We start from the raw sequence: 16,611 nt of genomic DNA, 5'->3' as shown, positions 1-16,611 counted from the left end.
GCGTCCGTCGCGGTGCGGACTCAGATGCCGACCTTGATGCGCGAGAAGCGCTTCAGGCTGACACCGGCCTCGTCCAGGACCTTCTGGACCGACTTCTTGTTGTCCAGCGCGTACGGCTGGCCGAGCAGCGTGGCGTCCTTGAAGAAACCGTTGAGGCGACCCTCGACGATCTTCGGCAGGGCGGCCTCGGGCTTGCCCTCGGCGCGGGTGGTCTCCTCGGCGATGCGCCGCTCGGACTCGACGACCTCGGCCGGCACGTCGTCCTTGGAGAGGTACTTCGGCGCGAACGCGGCGATGTGCTGGGCGACACCCTTGGCGATCTCGGCGTTGGGCTTGTCCAGCTCGACGAGGACACCGATCTGCGGGGGCAGGTCGGGCATCGTGCGGTGCATGTAGGCGGTGACGTAGCCGTCGGTGAACTGCGCGAAGCGGTCCAGGACGATCTTCTCGCCGAGGTTGGCGTTGGCCTCGTCGACGTACGCCTGGACGGTCTTGCCGGCCTCGATCTCGGAGGCGAGCAGCGCCTCCAGGTCGGCCGGGGAGGTCTTGGCGACGTGCTCGGCGATCGCGGTGGCGACGGCCTGGAACTTGTCACCCTTGGCGACGAAGTCCGTCTCGCACTTCAGCTCGACGAGGACACCGGAGGAGTTGTCGTCGGCGATGATCGAGACGACCGCGCCGTTCTCGGCGGAGCGGCCCTCGCGCTTGGCGACGCCCTTCTGGCCCTTGATGCGGAGCGCCTCGACGGCCTTGTCGACGCTGCCCTCGGCCTCGTCCAGCGCCTTCTTGCAGTCCATCATGCCGGCGCCCGTGAGCTCACGGAGCTTCTTGACGTCGGCGGCGGTGTAGTTCGCCATGATTCAGGAATCTCTCTCGAAGTCTGAAGATCTACGGGCGGAACGGCGGGGGCTTCGTGGGCCCCCGCCGTTCAGAACCCGAAGGGTGTGAGGGGTCAGGCCTGCTCGGCGTCCGCGGCGGGGGCCTCGGTGGCCGGAGCCTCGGTGGCCTCGGCCGCGGGGGCCTCGGCGGCCGGGGCCTCCTCGGCGGCGGGCGCCTCTTCGGCCGGAGCCTCGGCAGCGGCCTCGGCCGGCTTCTCGGCGTCGGCGGCGGGCGCCTCCTCGGCCTTCTTCTCGCCCTCGAGCAGGTCGCGCTCCCACGCGGCCAGCGGCTCGCCCGCGGCCTTGTCGCCCTTGCCCTCGGTGGCGACACCGGAGCGGGAGATGAGGCCCTCGGCGACCGCGTCGGCGATCACCCGGGTGAGCAGCGTGACGGAGCGGATCGCGTCGTCGTTGCCGGGGATCTTGTAGTCGACCTCGTCGGGGTCGCAGTTGGTGTCGAGGATGGCGACGACCGGAATGTTGAGCTTCCGGGCCTCACCGACCGCGATGTGCTCCTTCTTGGTGTCCACGATCCAGACGGCGCTGGGCACCTTGGACATCTCGCGGATACCGCCGAGGGTCTTCTCCAGCTTGGCCTTCTCGCGCGAGAGCACGAGAAGCTCCTTCTTGGTCAGACCGGACGCGGCGACGTCCTCGAAGTCGATCTGCTCGAGCTCCTTGAGGCGCTGGAGGCGCTTGTAGACGGTCGAGAAGTTGGTGAGCATGCCGCCCAGCCAGCGCTGGTTGACGTAGGGCATGCCGACGCGGGTGGCCTGCTCGGCGATGGCCTCCTGCGCCTGCTTCTTCGTGCCGACGAACATGACCGTGCCGCCGTGGGCGACGGTCTCCTTGACGAACTCGTAGGCGCGATCGATGTACGACAGCGACTGGAGCAGGTCGATGATGTAGATGCCGTTGCGCTCGGTGAAGATGAAGCGCTTCATCTTCGGGTTCCAGCGACGGGTCTGGTGACCGAAGTGGACGCCGCTTTCCAGCAGCTCCCGCATCGTGACGACGGCCATGGCCGTATCTCCTTGAAGTTCTCGGTTGTGCCGCGGATGCCGGACGGCTTCCGCGCCTGACGCCCGCTGTGCGCCGTGCCACTGAGGACCGAGGGGCGCTGACACGAGGCTTGGTGCTGTCTCGTGCCGGGGCGTGCGAAGTCGACCCGGTGACCCGGGTCGCCACCAGAAGTGTACGGGACCCGGGGAGTACCGGGTGACGCCGCTGTCCACAACCGGTGAGTAGTCCACAGGCCCCGGCGGTGACCGGCCGTTCCGGGGACGGTTCTGGCATGCGAGCGAGACGACGGATGCCGCGCGGGCTGCCGCGACGGATGCCTGCGCGGGTGTGGTGGCGGTGGCTGTGGCCGGTGCCGGTGCTTCTCCTGTCCCTGCCGGGTCCTCGGGCGGCGGTACCGGGGGTGGTCACGGCGGCGTCCGACTCCGTGGTCGTCCCGGCCGTCGCCCGGACCTGGCCGACCGGCGGGCGGCCCGCCGTGCTGCGGGGCTGGTCGCCACCGGCGACGCCGTACGGGCCGGGCCACCGCGGGGTGGACCTGGCGGCCGCGCCCGGCGCCGCGGTACGGGCGGTGGCGGCGGGCCGGGTGACGTTCGCCGGGCGGGTGGCGGGCCGGGGCGTCGTCTCGGTGGAACTGCCGGGCACCGGCACGCCACCGCTGCGCACGACCTACGAACCGGTACGGGCCTCGGTGGCCAAGGGCGACGAGGTGGCGGCCGGCGACCCGGTCGGCACGGTGGAGACACCGGGCGCCCACTGCCCGGCCGGCTGCCTGCACTGGGGCCTGCGCCGCGCCGGCACCTACCTGAACCCACTGTCCCTGCTGCCCCCGTGGCTGCTGAACGGCCCCCCGCCCCGGCTGCTGCCGGTGCTGGGCGTACCGCCGCCCTGACCCGCGCCGGGCGGGCACCGGTGCCCGCACCCGTACGCCGAACCAGCCGTGCCAGGGCCCGCCGGAGCCGATCCCGCAGGTCAGGTCCGAGCGGTCCGGCAGGTTCTCGTACGCCGCGACGGTGATCCAGTCGGTACCGGGCGGGTTCATGGCCGCAGGGCGGTGGAGTGGTGGAAGGGAAGCCGACGCGGGTGTCACCACCGCCCACAGGAGACAGCACAGGCGGCACAGGGGGCGGCACAGGCGACGCGGGTGGCAGCACAGGCGGCGGCGCGGGTGGTACCGGGCCGCATCCGGCCCGCCCCGCCCTGGCCCGCCCCCGCCCTGGCCCGCCCCGGCCCGCCCCCGGAGCCCGTCAGCCCCGCACACCCCGCAGCACCATCGACACCGCCGCGTCCGTGATCACCGTCGGATCCTCCGCCGCGCCCAGCTCGATCCGCCGCACCGACGCGTCGACCACGCCCTGGAGCAGCATCGCCGCGAGCCGCGGCTCCCCGTGCCCCATCTCGCCGAGCGCCTCGACGATCATCGCGACCAGTCCGCCGTGCGCCGCCCGGATCTTCTCCCGGGCCCCGGCGTCCAGCTCGCTGGCCGAGATCGCGACCACGGCCCGGTGGCGCCGGTCACCGACCAGTTCCAGTTGCTTGCGCACATAGGCCTCGACCTTGGCGTCCGGGCGCTCGACGGCGGCCATCGCGGCCTCCACCTCGGCCGCCCAGACCGGGAAGTCGACCGCGCACAGCTCCTCCACGACCGCGGCCCGCGACCGGAAGTACTCGTACACGGAGGACCGCGCGAGACCCGTCCGCTCGGCGAGGGCGGGGAAGGTCAGCGCCTCCGTCCCGCCCTCGGACAGCAGGGAGCGTGCCGCGTCCAGCAGGGCGGCACGCTGCATCGACCGGTGCTCGGCCACAGAGGCCGCTCGAATCCTTGGCACGTCAACCACTTTACGGACGCACCGCCCCGGACGGGAGACGCCGCCCCCGTCCGGCCGAGCGGCGCCCCGGCCGGTCGCGGCGGAACCGGCCGGGTCAACGCCCGAATCCAGCCAGTTTCGCGCGCAGTTGCAACACCGATTTGGTGTGGATCTGGCTGACCCGGCTCTCGGTGACCCCCAGCACATTGCCGATCTCGGCGAGGGTGAGTCCCTCGTAGTAGTAGAGCGTGACGACGGTCTTCTCGCGCTCCGGGAGCGTGTTGATCGCCCGCGCCAGGAACCGGCGCAGTTCCCGGTCCTCGGCCACCTCCACCGGATTGTCGGCGGCGGTGTCCTCCAGCGTGTCCATGAGGCTGAGCCGGTCCCCGCCCTCCCCGCCGACGTGCAGCAGCTCCTCCAGCGCCACCACGTTGGCCAGCGACAACTGGCTGAAGACCGAGTGCAGTTCCTCGACCGCGATACCCATCTCGTCGGCCACCTCCCCCTCGGAGGGGGTCCGCCGCAGCCGGGCCTCCAGCGTGGCGTAGGCCCGCTCCACGTTCCGTGCCTTCTGCCGCACCGACCGCGGGATCCAGTCCAGCGCCCGCAGCTCGTCGATCATCGCGCCCCGGATCCGGGTGATCGCGTACGTCTCGAACTTGATCTCCCGGCCCAGGTCGAACTTCTCGATCGCGTCGATCAGCCCGAACACCCCGGACGACACGAAGTCCGCCTGCTCGACGTTGGGCGGCAGGCCCACGCTCACCCGGCCCGCCACGTACTTCACCAGGGGCGAGTAGTGCAGGATCAGCTGTTCCCGCAGCCGTTCGTCCCCCGTCGTCTTGTACGACCGCCACAGCTCGTCGAGCGTCGAGGGGGCGGGCGGCCGCACGCTGCCACCGTCGCGGGCGGCTGGGGGGACCGCCGCCCGTCCGGGCCCGGAGGTGTGCTGGGGCATTCGTCGCCTTGTGCCGTTCTGCCGTGTTCTGGTGCCGTCTGCGGACTGTCGGTCCGCTGTCTGGATGGCGCCTGTCTGCGTGGGGGTCTACAGGGAAGTCTTCGTGAGCGTAGCGTGACTGAGCTGTCGCGGTGCGCGAAGAGAGCGCCCCCGACGGTGCGCAGATACGTTCCGCTTGACGCTCTCCCGATACATCGTGATCGCACAGCGTGATCACTCGAATACCTCAACTACGGGAATTCCCAAGGGCGTAGGGGTTCCCCCGGACGGCCGAACACGCTCGGTCAGCACGGGTCGCGAGCGGCCCGGGCGGAGATCATCGCCTGGCGTGTCAACTTCCAGCCGTCGTCGTGTCGTTCGACGTAACCGAGTGCTCGAAGCTCGTACAGTCTCGCGATCGCGTCGTCCTGCGAGGTCTGGGCGCGGCGCGCGATCCCGGCGGGCGCCGCACTCCCGCGGGCCGGGAGCGCCGCCAGTACCTGCCGGGCGCCGGGCTCCAGCAGGTCGGTGGGGAGCACCGGGCCGCGCCGGTCTGGGGCCAGCTCGCCCATGTCACCGACCAGCTCGACGACCTCGGCGGCGTCGGTGACGAGGACGGCGTCGCCGCGCAGCAGCTCGTGGACACCGGCGGACAGGGCGCTGGTGGCGGGCCCGGGCACCCCCATGGTGTGCCGGCCCAGCCGCCCGGCCGCCCGGGCCGTGACGAGCGAGCCGCTGCGGTGGGCGGCCTCGACGACGACCGTGCCCCGGGTGAGCGCGGCGATCACCCGGTTGCGCAGGATGAACCTGCTCGGTGTCGGGTGCTCTCCGGGCGGCAGTTCCCCGGCCACCAGTCCCTGTTCGGCGATCCTTCTGATCAGCTCGGCGTGGCCGCGCGGGTAGGGCCGGTCGACGCCGCAGGCCAGCACGGCGACGGTGGCCCCGCCGGCCCCGAGGGCGCCCCGGTGGGCGGCGCCGTCCACGCCGTAGGCCCCGCCGGACACCACCACCCAGCCGCGCTCGGCGAGGCCGGCGGCGAGGGTGGCCGCCATGTGCGCCCCGTACGCGGTGCAGGCCCGGGCACCGACCAGGGCGACGGACCGCAGCGCCCACATCCGCAGGCTGGGCCGGCCCCGCACCCACAGCCCCAGCGGCCGGGCGTCCCCGAGGTCGTCGAGCTGCCCCGGCCACTCGGCCTGCCCCGGCGCGACGAACCGCACCCCCGCCGCCCCGGCGGTGTCCAGGTCACGGCGCGGGTCGGCCCGTTCGGCGCGGGCCCGCAGTCCCGCCCAGCGCCGGTCGGTCACGCCCGGCAGGAGCGGCCCGCCCGTCCGCAGCCGCCGAGCCACCTCCCGGACTCCGTGTTCGCGCACCCAGCGTCCGCCGGTCTCGTCGCCGGGTTCGACGACCCGGGTGAGGAAGACCCGGTCGAGCAGTTCCTCGCCCCACTCTGCTCCGGTCGCCCCGCCCCGCTCCTCGTCCGCGCTCACGTCATCGCCCCGATCGTCATGGGCGTGCCGCGCGGCACGCCGGTGCGCAGTTGCAGGGCCAGGGCCACGTCGCCGGCGTCCGGCCGGTCGTGTCCGACCAGGTCGGCCACGGTCCAGGCGACCCGCAGCACCCGGTCGAGACCGCGGGCGGTGAGGGCGCCCCGGTCCAGGCTGTGTTCCGCCTCGTCGAGCGCGCCGGGCACGGCGTACCAGCGGCGGCGCAGCTCGCGTCCGGGGACTTCGCTGTTGGTGCGCCAGGGGGTGCCGGCGAGGCGGGCCGCGGCCCGTTCCCTGGCCGACCGCACCCGGTCGGCGACCGTGGCGGTGGACTCGCCGGGGGTGCCGCACGCGGCCAGCCCGGCGCGGGTGACGCGGTCCACCTCGACCCGCAGGTCGACCCGGTCCAGCAGCGGTCCGGACAGCCGGGCCTGGTAGCGGCGGATCACCGAGGGCGGGCACTCGCAGAACTGGTCCTTGAGCGAGAAGCGCCCGCAGGGACAGGGGTTGGCGGCGAGCACCATCAGGAACCGGGCGGGGAAGCGCACGACGCCGGCGCTGCGCGCGATGACGACGTGCCCGCTCTCCAGCGGCTGGCGCAGCGCGTCGAGGGCCTGGCTGCTGAATTCTGGGGTTTCGTCCAGAAAAAGCACACCTCGATGCGAGAGCGACACGGCGCCGGGCCGGGCGATGCCCGGGCCGCCGCCGACCAGGGACTGCATGGTCGCGGAGTGGTGCGGTGCGCAGTAGGGGGCGGTGTCGATCAGCGGCCTGCTCATGGGCAGCAGGCCGGCCACCGAGTGCACCGCCGTCACCTCCAGCGACTCCTGGCGGGTGAGCGGGGGCAGGATCGCGGGCAGCCGCTCGGCGAGCATCGTCTTGCCGGCGCCGGGCGGGCCCTCCAGGAACAGGTGGTGGCCGCCGGCCGCGGCGATCTCCACGGCGGTGCGCGCCGCCGGCTGGCCCACCACGTCGGCGAGGTCGTGGTCCTGGTCGGCCGGTCCGGCTCCGTGCATCCCGGTGGCCGGGCCGGTGCCCGGCGCCCGCAGTCCGGACAGCAGGGGGTCGGGCCGGCCCTGCTGCTCGGGTTCCTCGTCCGGCACGGGTTCGTCGGCGAGCACGGCGATCAGCTGGCGCAGGCTGCGCACCCCGAGCACGGAGACGCCGGGCACCAGGGACGCCTCGGCGGCGGCGCTCTCGGGCACCACCACCTGTTCGTACCCGGCGTCCGCGGCGGCCAGCACCGCCGGGAGGATGCCGCGTACCGGCCGGATCCGGCCGTCAAGACCCAGCTCCCCGATCATGACGATGTCGGCGAGCACCCGGGGGTCGATCCGCTCCGCGGCGCCGAGGACGGCCGCCGCCACCGCGATGTCGAATCCGCTGCCGCTCTTGGGCACGGAGGCCGGGCTGAGCCCCACGGTGAGTTTCTTCTGCGGCCACTGGACGCCGGAGTTGACCACCGCGGCCCTGACCCGGTCCCGGCTCTCCGTCAGGCTCTTGTCGGGCAGCCCCACCAGGGTGAAGGCCGCGACGCCGGGTTCCAGGTCGGCCTGGACCTCGACGACCACGCCGTCGACTCCGGCCAGGGCCACCGAGCAGGTACGGGCGAACGCCATCACGCCACCCCCCGCGCGTGCTCGACGACGGGCGCGCCGCGGCGTGGCAGCAGCACACCCACCAGGTCGATGCGGACGCCGCCGGGCGGTGCCCCGCCGTGCGACTGGATCCAGCTCTGGGCCAGGTCGCGCAGCCGCTGCGACTTCTCCGGGGTCACCGCGGCCATCGGGTGCTCGAAGGAGCCGGCCCTGCGGGTCTTCACCTCGCAGACCACCAGGACGTCCCCGTCCCGGGCCACGATGTCGATCTCTCCGGTCCGGCCGCAGCGCCAGTTGCGCTCCACGACCTCCATGCCGGCCTCGGCCAGCCTGCGGGCGGCGAGCGTCTCGCCGTACCTGCCCATCGCACTGCGTGCGTTCATGTCGGCACCACCTCCGGTGCCAACGGTCACCCGGACCGGCCGACCATGTTGATCATGGTGGGTTACTCACCGGTTGTGGAAAACTCCATCACCCCTGCGGGTGTATCGCGGGGCGCGGACCGGGTGCGTCACCCGCCCGGCAGCTCCAGGTCGCTCTTGTTCAGCTCCTCGATGTTCACGTCCTTGAACGTGAGAACCCGGACCTGCTTTACGAAGCGGGCCGGCCGGTACATGTCCCACACCCAGGCGTCCGCCATGGACACCTCGAAGAACACCTCGCCCTGGACCGAGTGCACCTGCATCTCGTAGTCGTTGGTCAGGTAGAAGCGCCGCTCGGTCTCGATCACGTATTTGAACAGACCGACGACGTCTCGATACTCCCGATAGAGCTTCAGCTCCATCTCGGTCTCGTATTTCTCGAGGTCCTCGGCGCTCATGGCATGTTCCCCTTCAGCCGTGCGATCCCACCATTGTGCGCCAGGTCCGTGAGCCGCTAGACGATTTCGGTGTCAAGGGTCACCGGCCCGGCCGGTGGACCCTCGTCGAGCAGCGTGCGCAGCAGCTCGGCGAGTCTGGTCGGATACACCGTCTCATGGGCCCGGTCCAGTTCCCGGCACGTCCACCAGCGTGCTCCGGCCACGCTGCGCCGCTCCAGCTCGGTCAGTGCGGTGGCGGCGGTCGCCGTCTGGGTGGTGCGGGCCAGGTAGTACCACTCGTCCTGGTCCCAGCGGCGGCCGGCGAACGGGAAGGAGCAGCGGCGCCGCCACAGCACCGGTCCGAGGTCGACCTCGGTGATGCCGGTCTCCTCGGCGAGTTCCCTGCGGGCGGCCTGCTCGCGGGTCTCGTCGCCCTCGACGCCGCCGCCCGGGGTGAACCACCAGTCGTCGGCGGGATCGTCCGGCTCGTGGCCGTGCAGCAGCAGGATCCGGTCCGCGGGGTCGAGGAGCACGATCCGGGCCACCTTGCGCAGGCCGCCGGTGTAGGTGTCCGGGGCGGGCACCGGCAGGCCCGGGCCCTCGGCCGCGGGGCCCGCCTCAGCCGGCATCGGCCGGCCCCGTCCGGGCCCGGGAGCGGGCCGCCCGCTTGGCCACCGGCCCGTACGCGGCCCCGGCGAGGATCAGCACCACCCCGCCGGTCACCGCCCACATGACGAGGCGCAGCGGCCCTGGTTCGGACAGGGCGCCGAGTTCGGCGAAGCCGGTCGGACGGGGCAGCATGCCGTCCAGCGGCCAGACCACGGCGTCCACCCGGGCGTCCACGGCGGAGCGGGCCACGGTGCCGCCGGCCGCGTCGGTCAGGTGGGCGGTGGAGTCCAGTGAGGTGCGGCGTTCGTCGCCGAGCAGGAACAGGCGTCCCGCGGGGACGGTGACACCGGCGAAGTGGCTGCTCTCGGCCGCCGTTCCGGCCGGCAGGTACGGCTCGGCAATCTCCTTGCCGTTGACCTTCAGCTTGCCGTCCTGGCAGCAGGAGACGGTGTCGCCGCCGACCGCGACCACCCGCTTGACCATGGGGGCGTTGGCCCAGGCCGCGTCCTTGAAGACGACCACGTCGCCGCGGCGCACCTCGCTGCCGTCGACGCGCTGCGCCAGTATCCGGTCGCCGACGCCGATGGTCGGGGTCATCGAGTCGGTGGGCACGGTGTACGGCCGGTAGACCACCGCTGCCCAGCCGAACCCGCCGAGGAACAGCACCAGACCCAGCGCGACGGCCAGTCCGGACAGTCTCTGCCCGGTCCGGCCGCCCGCCGGGCTCGTGGTCGTGGCGCCCCCGCGCGGGGCCGTACCTGTCGTGCTCTCGCCACCCATGGATCCGCACCCTACCCGGCGGTACCCGGGGAGGTCAGCCCCGGCAGCCCCCGTGGAGCCGGCCCCGTGGATCCCCGGGAGCGGGTGTCCCTCAGCGCGTCCCGCCGACGTGCGCCCGCCGACGCCGCCACAGGACGAACGGCACGGCCCCGGCGAGGGCCAGGCCCTGGGGTGCCACCGACAGGGCACCGGCCGCCGACGACTGGTCGTTCAGCGCGCTCTGGTCGAAGGTGTCCGGCACCGGCAGCGTGCTCCAGTGGTTGACCGGCCAGGCGACGACGATGGCGCGCCCGATGACCTCGTCCACCGGGACCATGCCGTTGTTCTTGTCGGACGCGTTGTACCGGGAGTCCCGCGAGTTCTGCCGGTGGTCGCCCATCACCCAGAGGTAGCCCTCGGGCACCTTGACCTTGAACTGGCCGCCCTGGTCGTCGACGCTGCACGGGGTGTTGCCGGCGTAGACGTACGACGACTCGTCCAGCGCCGTGCCGTTGACCTTGAGCGGGCCGGTCCCGTTGCACTCGACGGTGTCGCCGCCGACGCCGACGACCCGCTTGATCAGGTCCTTCTCCTCCGCGGACGGCATCAGGCCGACCCAGCTGAGGACCGTCTGGAGGGCGTTCGGCTCGGCCACCGGCTCGCCGGCCAGCCAGTCGGCCGGGTCGTGGAAGACGACGACCTCGCCGCGCTCGGGCTCGGAGCCGAACCAGGGCGTGAGCTTGTCGACCAGCACCCGGTCACCCATGGTGAGGGTGTTCTGCATCGACGCGGAGGGGATCGAGAAGGCCTGCACCAGGAACGTCTTGATCACCAGCGCGAGCACCAGCGCGATGACGATCAGGATGGGCAGCTCCTTCCAGAAGGAGCGCTGTTTCCTGGCCGGTTTGGCGGGCGGGGGCGACTCGCCGCCCGGCCGCCGGCCACCGATCCCGTTCGGGCCGTGCGGACCGCCCGGGCCGTCCGTCACCGCGCCGCCGTCCGGGTCCGGCCCGGCGTCACTCCGGGGGTCCGGGGCACCGTCCGCCGTCGGGGGGGCCGCATCCACGGGGCGCCCGCGGTCCTCCTCGCCACCGTGTCCGGACCGTGCGCCCACCGCCACATCCCCCACGCCAACTCCTTACTCCGTGCCGCCGCCTGCCCCGCGCGCGGTGCAGGCCCACCACTCCCATAACGAGCGGGAGTTCCGCAGGGCTCGGGAGCTGGATCATCTCGTTCGAATCTTCGGGGGCCACACTATGCGACCGGGCGGGGGCGGCGGTCGTTCCGGCGCCCGCGTCGGCCACGGAGGCGAAGGTCTTCGGCTCCTCCAGGGTGCTCCAGTGCCCGAACGGCCAGGCGATCACCATGGCCCGGCCGACCACCTCGTCCACGGAGACCGTGCCGGAGTCGGTGTCCTGGTGGTAGCGGGAGTCGGCGGAGTTGGCCCGGTGGTCGCCCATCACCCACAGCCGGCCCTCGGGGACGGTCACGTCGAACCGGGTGTCGGACGGGGTGTTGCCGGGATAGAGGTAGTCGTCCTCCTCCAGGGGCACGCCGTTGACCGTGATCCGGCCCTGGGTGTCGCAGCACTTGACCCGGTCGCCGCCGACTCCGACGACCCGTTTGATCAGGTCCTTCTCGTCGTCGGACGGCAGCAGGCCGATGAAGACCAGGGCCTCCTTGACCTGCTTGACGACAACGGGGTCGTCCTTCGTACTGGTCTGCTCGTCCTGGAGCCAGCCGCCGGGGTCGCGGAAGACCACCACGTCCCCGCGCTCGGGCTCGGAGCCGAACCAGGGGGTCAGCTTGTCCACCAGTACCCGGTCGCCGATCCGGATGGTCTGCTCCATCGAGCCCGACGGGATCACGAAGGCCTGCACCAGGAATGTCTTCAGCACCAGCGCTATCACCACGGCGACCCCGACCAGGAGCGGTATCTCCTTGACGGCGCCGCGCCGGCGGCGCCGCTTGACCTTGCGCTGGAGCTTGCGCCGCTCGGCCCGGCTGCGGCCGCCGCCGGACCGGCCGGCCGGTCGCCGGGAGCCGGTCGGCAGCAGGTCCTCGGCGGGGCTGCTGGGCGCCCCGCGGGGCTTGCCGCGGCTACCCATCCGCGTGCTCGCCGTCGGGTACCCGGGCGTAGGCACCGGGCCGGTCGAAGCCGGTGAGGTGGCCGAAGGGCCAGACGATCCAGTCGGCGCGGCCGATCACGTCGTCCACCGGGACCATGCCGCCGCCGGGTGAGCCGAGGTGGTCGCGGGAGTCGCTGGAGTTCGCGCGGTGGTCGCCGAGGACGAAGAGGGTGCCGTCCGGCACCTCGACGTCGAAGCGGACCGTGGAGGGGCTGTTCCCGGGGTACAGGAAGGCCGACTCGTCGACCGACCGGCCGTTCACCTGGACCCTCCCCTTCTCGTCGCAGCAGACCACGTGGTCCCCTCCCACGCCCACGACCCGTTTGATGTAGTCACCGGTGCCGAAGGTCCCGGTGCCGTCGAACACCACGATGTCGCCCCGCTGCGGCCCGGCACCGAAACGGTACGCCAACTTGTTTACGAGAACGCGGTCGCCGATCCTCAATCCGCGCTCCATGGAACCGCTGGGAATGCGGAACGGCTGGAGCACGAAGGCGGAGAGCAGCAGCAGGAACACCAGGCAGACCAGCAGGGTCAGGGTGATCCGTCCGCCGGGCACCCAGCCGGCGACGGTGGCCGGATACGCGGAACGCGACCGTCCCTCCCGGGCCGCCGCGTCCGGGCGGTGCCCGGGTTCGCAGGGGTGGGAGGAGCGGTCGCGCTCCGTCGGCTGTGCTTCGGTGTCCATCGGGGCCAGATGTTATCCGGCTCCGGTAAGAGCCCTGTCAGGCAAGGCCCTCGTCAGCGCGCTCAGCTGTCGCGCTTCTCCTTGATCTTCGCGGCCTTGCCGCGCAGCTCGCGCAGGTAGTACAGCTTGGCGCGACGGACGTCACCGCGGGTGACCAGTTCGATCTTCTCGACGATCGGGGTGTGCACCGGGAAGGTGCGCTCGACGCCGACGGAGAAGGAGACCTTGCGGACCGTGAAGGTCTCGCGCACGCCGGAACCCTGGCGGCGGATCACGACGCCCTTGAACTGCTGCACACGGGAGCGGTTGCCCTCGATGACGCGGACGTGCACGTTGACCGTGTCGCCCGGGCGGAAGGCCGGGATGTCGGTGCGCAGCGACGCGGCGTCGACGGTGTCGAGCAGGTGGGACATTTCGTCTGCTTTCCTCGCTGATGCCACAGGTCATCAGCGGAAACTAGGTATTTCGATGAGTGAGTGCCGTGCGAGCCGGGCGGGCGTCGTCTCCCCCTGTGGCAGGGGCGCACGCCGGTCGGGCGCACAACAGCCGCCTATTCTTCCACGCCGGGCGCCTTGCGCCAAAATCGGCCGTACGGCTCCCCGGCCGGGTCCGGTTCCCAGCCCAGGATGGAGAGCATCTCCCGGTCCTTCTTGTCGAAGCCCTCGGGGTCGGCGGCCTCGATCAGGTCGGGCCGGTGGGCGGTGGTGCGCTTCAGCGCCTCGTCGCGGCGCCAGCGGGCGATCTTCCCGTGGTGGCCGCTGAGCAGCACGTCCGGGATCTCCCGGCCGCGCCAGTCCGGCGGCTTGGTGTACACGGGGCCTTCCAGGAGGTTCGCCATCGCGCCGGGCGCGAAGGAGTCGTCCTGGTGCGACTCGGCGTTCCCCAGCACCCCGGGCAGCAGCCGGGCCACCGCCTCGGTGACGACCAGGACGGCCGCCTCGCCGCCGGCCAGCACGTAGTCGCCGATGGACACCTCGTAGACGTCCATCCGGGTCGCGTACTCGTCGATGACGCGGCGGTCGATGCCCTCGTAGCGGGCGGGGGTGAAGACCAGCCAGGGGCGCTCGGAGAGGTGGACGGCGAGTTCCTGGGTGAAGGGCCGGCCGCTGGGCGTGGGCACGATCAGGGCGGGCGCGCGGGAGCCGGTCTCGTAGCCGTCGGCGAGCACGGTGTCCAGGGCGTCGCCCCAGGGCCCGGTCTTCATCACCATGCCGGGACCGCCACCGTAGGGGGTGTCGTCGACGGTGTTGTGCCGGTCGTACGTCCAGGCGCGCAGGTCGTGCACATGGACGTCGAGCTGGCCGCGCGCGCGTGCCTTGCCGACCAGGGAGACGTTCAGCGGTTCCAGGTACTCGGGGAAGATCGTGACGACGTCGAGCCTCATCACGACTCCTGCGCGGACGCGTCGCGCGACGAGGCGATCTCGGCCCGGTCGTCGATCAGGCCGGGCGGCGGATCGATGACGGCCCGCTGCTGCTCCAGGTCGATCTCGGTGACGATCTCGGAGACGAACGGCACGTACACCTCGCTGCCGTCCGGCCGCTCCACCACGAACAGGTCCTGGGTCGGCAGGTGGGAGATCTCGGTGATCCGGCCGACCCCGGTGCCGTCGGTGAGGACCACGTCGAGGTCCATCAGCTGGTGGTCGTAGTACTCGTCCTCCTCCTCGGGCAGCTCGGCGGGGTCGACCTCGGCGATCAGGAGGGTGTTGCGCAACGCCTCGGCGCCGGTGCGGTCGGTGACGCCCTCGAAGCGCAGCAGGAGCCGGCCGCTGTGCACGCGGCCGGTGGCGATGGTGAGCGGCCCGGTGGCGGCGGGGTCGGTGGCCAGCACGGCGCCGGGCGCGAGCCGCAGCTCCGGTTCGTCGGTGCGGACCTCCACGGTGACCTCGCCCTTGATGCCGTGGGCGCGGCCGATGCGAGCGACTACCAGCTGCACGGTGCTTGATCTCCTGTCGGAACTGCGGCGAGCCGGGGGCGGCTCGGGACGACTGCGGCGGCGTGCGGCCAGGGGCCGGGGCCGTACCAGGACCACCACCGCGGTGACGGCTTTCGCGCATACGACTGCGGGCCGGGGACGGCCGATGAGCGGCCTTCCCCGGCCCGAGCCGGTGCTGCGTTGCGCGACGTCAGCGGACGTGGTCCACGTCGACGAGGTCGACACGGATGCCGCGGCCGCCGATGGCGCCCACGACGGTGCGCAGGGCGCGTGCGGTGCGGCCGTTGCGGCCGATCACCTTGCCGAGGTCGTCGGGGTGCACCCGGACCTCGAGCACCCGTCCGCGGCGCAGGTCGCGCGAGGCGACCTGCACATCGTCAGGGTTGTCGACGATGCCCTTCACGAGGTGCTCGAGAGCCTCCTCGAGCATGCTCAGGCCTCGGACGAGGCGGACTCGGCGGCAGCCTCGTCCTTCTTGTCGGCCTTCTTCTTCTGGGTGATGGCCTCACCCTTGCCGTCGTCCTCGCCACCGAACGCCTCGAAGGACGGACGGGCCGGCTTCTCGGCGGCCACCAGCAGCGGAGCCGGGGCGGGCTCGCCCTTGAACTTCTGCCAGTCGCCGGTCTTCTTGAGGATGGCGAGCACGGGCTCGGTCGGCTGGGCGCCGACACCGAGCCAGTACGCCACACGCTCGGCGTCGACCTCCATCACCGACGGGTTGTACGTCGGGTGGTACTTGCCGATCTCCTCGATGGCCCGGCCGTCACGGCGGGTACGGGAGTCGGCGACGACGATGCGGTAGTGAGGCGAACGGATCTTGCCCAGACGCTTCAGCTTGATCTTGACTGCCACGGGAGTGGGTTCTCCTGGAATTGACGTGGGTTGGGCACGGCGGAGATGCCGCGTGGGGTTGCGGTACCCGAGTGCCCGACGGACGCGTCAGCCGGAGGAGAGAGGGGTCCTGTGCGGCTGTCGAGTACAGCTAGCCATTGTGCCACACCCGGCGGGGCGCTTCCGGCCACGGGGGGACGGCCGGAAGCACCCGGCGTTCTCAACCCGCCGCGGCGCCCACCACCTCCGGGATCCGGAACGGCTTGCCGCAGCCGCCGCAGACGATCGGGGCCTGGGCGAGGACGGACGGGACGACCCGTACGTTGCGCCCGCAGTCGCAGACCGCCTTGACCCGCACACCGCCCCCGGAGGAGCCGTGCCGGGCGGCCGGGCCGCGGAAGGTACGGACGGAGTCGGTCGCGGTCGCCGCCGTGTGCGCCTTCAGTGCGCGCTGGAGGCGCTCGATCGTCGGGCGGTAGCGGCGCTTGGCGTCGGGAGTGAGCGTGACCAGGGAGAAACCGCTGCTCGGGTGCGGCTCCTCCGGATGGTCCAGGCCCAGCTCCTCGGCGATCGCGAGGAATCTGCGGTTGTGGTAACGGCCGGCACGGGATGTGTCGCGGACGCCGCGCGCGGCGGCGACGCCGTGGACTGCCTCATGGAGCAGTCGTTCGAAGGAGAGCTCGTGCCCGCAGGCGGACGACGACTCTCCGATCAGGGACTCGGGCGCGGCAAGATCGGGCAGCTCGGGGTGGTGCCGCTGAATATCGGCCCACGCCTGCGCCAGCTCTGCGGCGAGAACAGGTGGTGTCGTGCTCACGTAATGGCAACGAGCCGGGGTGCCCCTGTGTTCCTATTCCGGGGCATCCCAAATAATTTGCTCGTACCCGTCAGTATCCGTTGATGCGTTACGACGACGACGGGTGCGCTGATCTGCGGAGAAGCCTCACAGCTCATACCAAGGTGGTGCGTAGCCCACCGTACGCACCGGCGGGTAGGCCGCGTCCAGGTGCCGGGGTGCGTGGGGTGTGCGCGGGCGCAAGAGACCTTTCGGCCGCCCTCGCGCCGGAGGGGTGTCCCTCAGTATGCCCGGGCGATGACGGTCAAGTTACCTGGTGCGTCACCGGCGTTCG

General features: G+C 72.2%; 20 protein-coding genes. 1 reads left to right on the top strand and 19 read right to left on the bottom strand.

All coding sequences use genetic code 11. From position 1 onward, the window contains the following. Positions 1 to 20: 20 nt before the first annotated feature. Together tsf and rpsB are read right to left on the bottom strand one after the other, a co-directional pair. Positions 21 to 857, bottom strand: a complete 837-nt coding sequence (gene tsf, locus AB0G32_RS16800; protein ID WP_361163227.1) for a translation elongation factor Ts — start codon at positions 855 to 857, stop codon at positions 21 to 23. A 95-nt stretch (positions 858 to 952) separates the two neighbouring features. Continuing rightward, positions 953 to 1,900 (bottom strand): 30S ribosomal protein S2, encoded by a 948-nt coding sequence (gene rpsB, locus AB0G32_RS16795; RefSeq protein WP_361163225.1) that lies wholly within the window; start codon positions 1,898 to 1,900, stop codon positions 953 to 955. 272 nt (positions 1,901 to 2,172) lie between these two features. On the opposite strand from rpsB, the gene AB0G32_RS16790 reads away from it, so the two are divergent. After that, complete coding sequence (locus tag AB0G32_RS16790; RefSeq protein WP_361163223.1) at positions 2,173 to 2,790, top strand: peptidoglycan DD-metalloendopeptidase family protein; 618 nt, start codon at positions 2,173 to 2,175, stop codon at positions 2,788 to 2,790. A gap of 355 nt (positions 2,791 to 3,145) precedes the next feature. On the opposite strand, the gene AB0G32_RS16785 is transcribed toward AB0G32_RS16790, so the two are convergent. From AB0G32_RS16785 to AB0G32_RS16705, 17 genes are all read right to left on the bottom strand, one after another. Beyond that, a complete protein-coding gene (locus tag AB0G32_RS16785; RefSeq protein ID WP_361163221.1) occupies positions 3,146 to 3,703 on the bottom strand; it encodes a helix-turn-helix domain-containing protein in 558 nt (185 codons plus the stop codon). A gap of 118 nt (positions 3,704 to 3,821) precedes the next feature. Continuing rightward, positions 3,822 to 4,664, bottom strand: coding sequence for an RNA polymerase sigma factor WhiG (gene whiG / locus AB0G32_RS16780; protein ID WP_361163219.1), 843 nt, complete (start codon positions 4,662 to 4,664; stop codon positions 3,822 to 3,824). A 284-nt stretch (positions 4,665 to 4,948) separates the two neighbouring features. After that, on the bottom strand, positions 4,949 to 6,133 hold the full coding sequence (gene dprA, locus AB0G32_RS16775) for a DNA-processing protein DprA (RefSeq protein WP_361163217.1): 1,185 nt from the start codon (positions 6,131 to 6,133) through the stop codon (positions 4,949 to 4,951). Next, the gene (locus AB0G32_RS16770; protein WP_361163215.1) at positions 6,130 to 7,749 is read right to left on the bottom strand and encodes a YifB family Mg chelatase-like AAA ATPase; all 1,620 of its coding nucleotides are present in this window, start codon (positions 7,747 to 7,749) and stop codon (positions 6,130 to 6,132) included. Before AB0G32_RS16770 ends, dprA begins: the two co-directional genes overlap by 4 nt. Further along, entirely contained in the window at positions 7,749 to 8,111 is a 363-nt protein-coding gene (locus AB0G32_RS16765) for a YraN family protein (protein ID WP_361163213.1), read from the bottom strand. The genes AB0G32_RS16770 and AB0G32_RS16765 overlap by 1 nt, the downstream gene beginning before the upstream one ends. A gap of 128 nt (positions 8,112 to 8,239) precedes the next feature. Further along, entirely contained in the window at positions 8,240 to 8,548 is a 309-nt protein-coding gene (locus AB0G32_RS16760; protein ID WP_003965949.1) for a DUF2469 domain-containing protein, read from the bottom strand. A 56-nt stretch (positions 8,549 to 8,604) separates the two neighbouring features. Continuing rightward, positions 8,605 to 9,156 carry an NUDIX hydrolase gene (locus AB0G32_RS16755; protein ID WP_361163211.1) on the bottom strand — a complete coding sequence of 184 codons (552 nt, stop codon included), beginning with the start codon at positions 9,154 to 9,156 and terminating at the stop codon, positions 8,605 to 8,607. Next, positions 9,146 to 9,916: a signal peptidase I gene (gene lepB / locus AB0G32_RS16750; protein WP_361163209.1), complete on the bottom strand. Its 771-nt coding sequence runs from the start codon at positions 9,914 to 9,916 to the stop codon at positions 9,146 to 9,148. The genes AB0G32_RS16755 and lepB (AB0G32_RS16750) overlap by 11 nt, the downstream gene beginning before the upstream one ends. A gap of 91 nt (positions 9,917 to 10,007) precedes the next feature. Next, positions 10,008 to 11,024: a signal peptidase I gene (gene lepB, locus AB0G32_RS16745; RefSeq protein WP_361163207.1), complete on the bottom strand. Its 1,017-nt coding sequence runs from the start codon at positions 11,022 to 11,024 to the stop codon at positions 10,008 to 10,010. After that, positions 10,912 to 12,003: a signal peptidase I gene (gene lepB / locus AB0G32_RS16740; RefSeq protein WP_361163205.1), complete on the bottom strand. Its 1,092-nt coding sequence runs from the start codon at positions 12,001 to 12,003 to the stop codon at positions 10,912 to 10,914. The genes lepB (AB0G32_RS16745) and lepB (AB0G32_RS16740) overlap by 113 nt, the downstream gene beginning before the upstream one ends. Continuing rightward, on the bottom strand, positions 11,996 to 12,712 hold the full coding sequence (gene lepB, locus AB0G32_RS16735; protein WP_361163203.1) for a signal peptidase I: 717 nt from the start codon (positions 12,710 to 12,712) through the stop codon (positions 11,996 to 11,998). The genes lepB (AB0G32_RS16740) and lepB (AB0G32_RS16735) overlap by 8 nt, the downstream gene beginning before the upstream one ends. Before the next feature lie 62 nt (positions 12,713 to 12,774). After that, the gene (gene rplS / locus AB0G32_RS16730; protein WP_350833003.1) at positions 12,775 to 13,125 is read right to left on the bottom strand and encodes a 50S ribosomal protein L19; all 351 of its coding nucleotides are present in this window, start codon (positions 13,123 to 13,125) and stop codon (positions 12,775 to 12,777) included. Positions 13,126 to 13,262: 137 nt separating this feature from the next. Then, a complete protein-coding gene (gene trmD / locus AB0G32_RS16725; RefSeq protein WP_361163200.1) occupies positions 13,263 to 14,096 on the bottom strand; it encodes a tRNA (guanosine(37)-N1)-methyltransferase TrmD in 834 nt (277 codons plus the stop codon). Further along, positions 14,096 to 14,650 (bottom strand): ribosome maturation factor RimM, encoded by a 555-nt coding sequence (gene rimM, locus AB0G32_RS16720; protein ID WP_361163198.1) that lies wholly within the window; start codon positions 14,648 to 14,650, stop codon positions 14,096 to 14,098. Before rimM ends, trmD begins: the two co-directional genes overlap by 1 nt. Before the next feature lie 190 nt (positions 14,651 to 14,840). Further along, positions 14,841 to 15,080 (bottom strand): RNA-binding protein, encoded by a 240-nt coding sequence (locus AB0G32_RS16715; protein ID WP_031100565.1) that lies wholly within the window; start codon positions 15,078 to 15,080, stop codon positions 14,841 to 14,843. Positions 15,081 to 15,082: 2 nt separating this feature from the next. After that, the gene (rpsP, locus tag AB0G32_RS16710) at positions 15,083 to 15,502 is read right to left on the bottom strand and encodes a 30S ribosomal protein S16 (RefSeq protein ID WP_361163196.1); all 420 of its coding nucleotides are present in this window, start codon (positions 15,500 to 15,502) and stop codon (positions 15,083 to 15,085) included. 199 nt (positions 15,503 to 15,701) lie between these two features. After that, entirely contained in the window at positions 15,702 to 16,298 is a 597-nt protein-coding gene (locus AB0G32_RS16705) for a hypothetical protein (RefSeq protein WP_361163194.1), read from the bottom strand. Positions 16,299 to 16,611 lie beyond the last annotated feature (313 nt).

It is taken from the genome of Streptomyces sp. NPDC023723 (genome assembly GCF_040639815.1).
Lineage (GTDB): Bacteria > Actinomycetota > Actinomycetes > Streptomycetales > Streptomycetaceae > Streptomyces.
The sequence above is the reverse complement of the archived record's forward strand: the minus strand, read 5'-3'. Positions and strand labels throughout refer to the sequence as shown.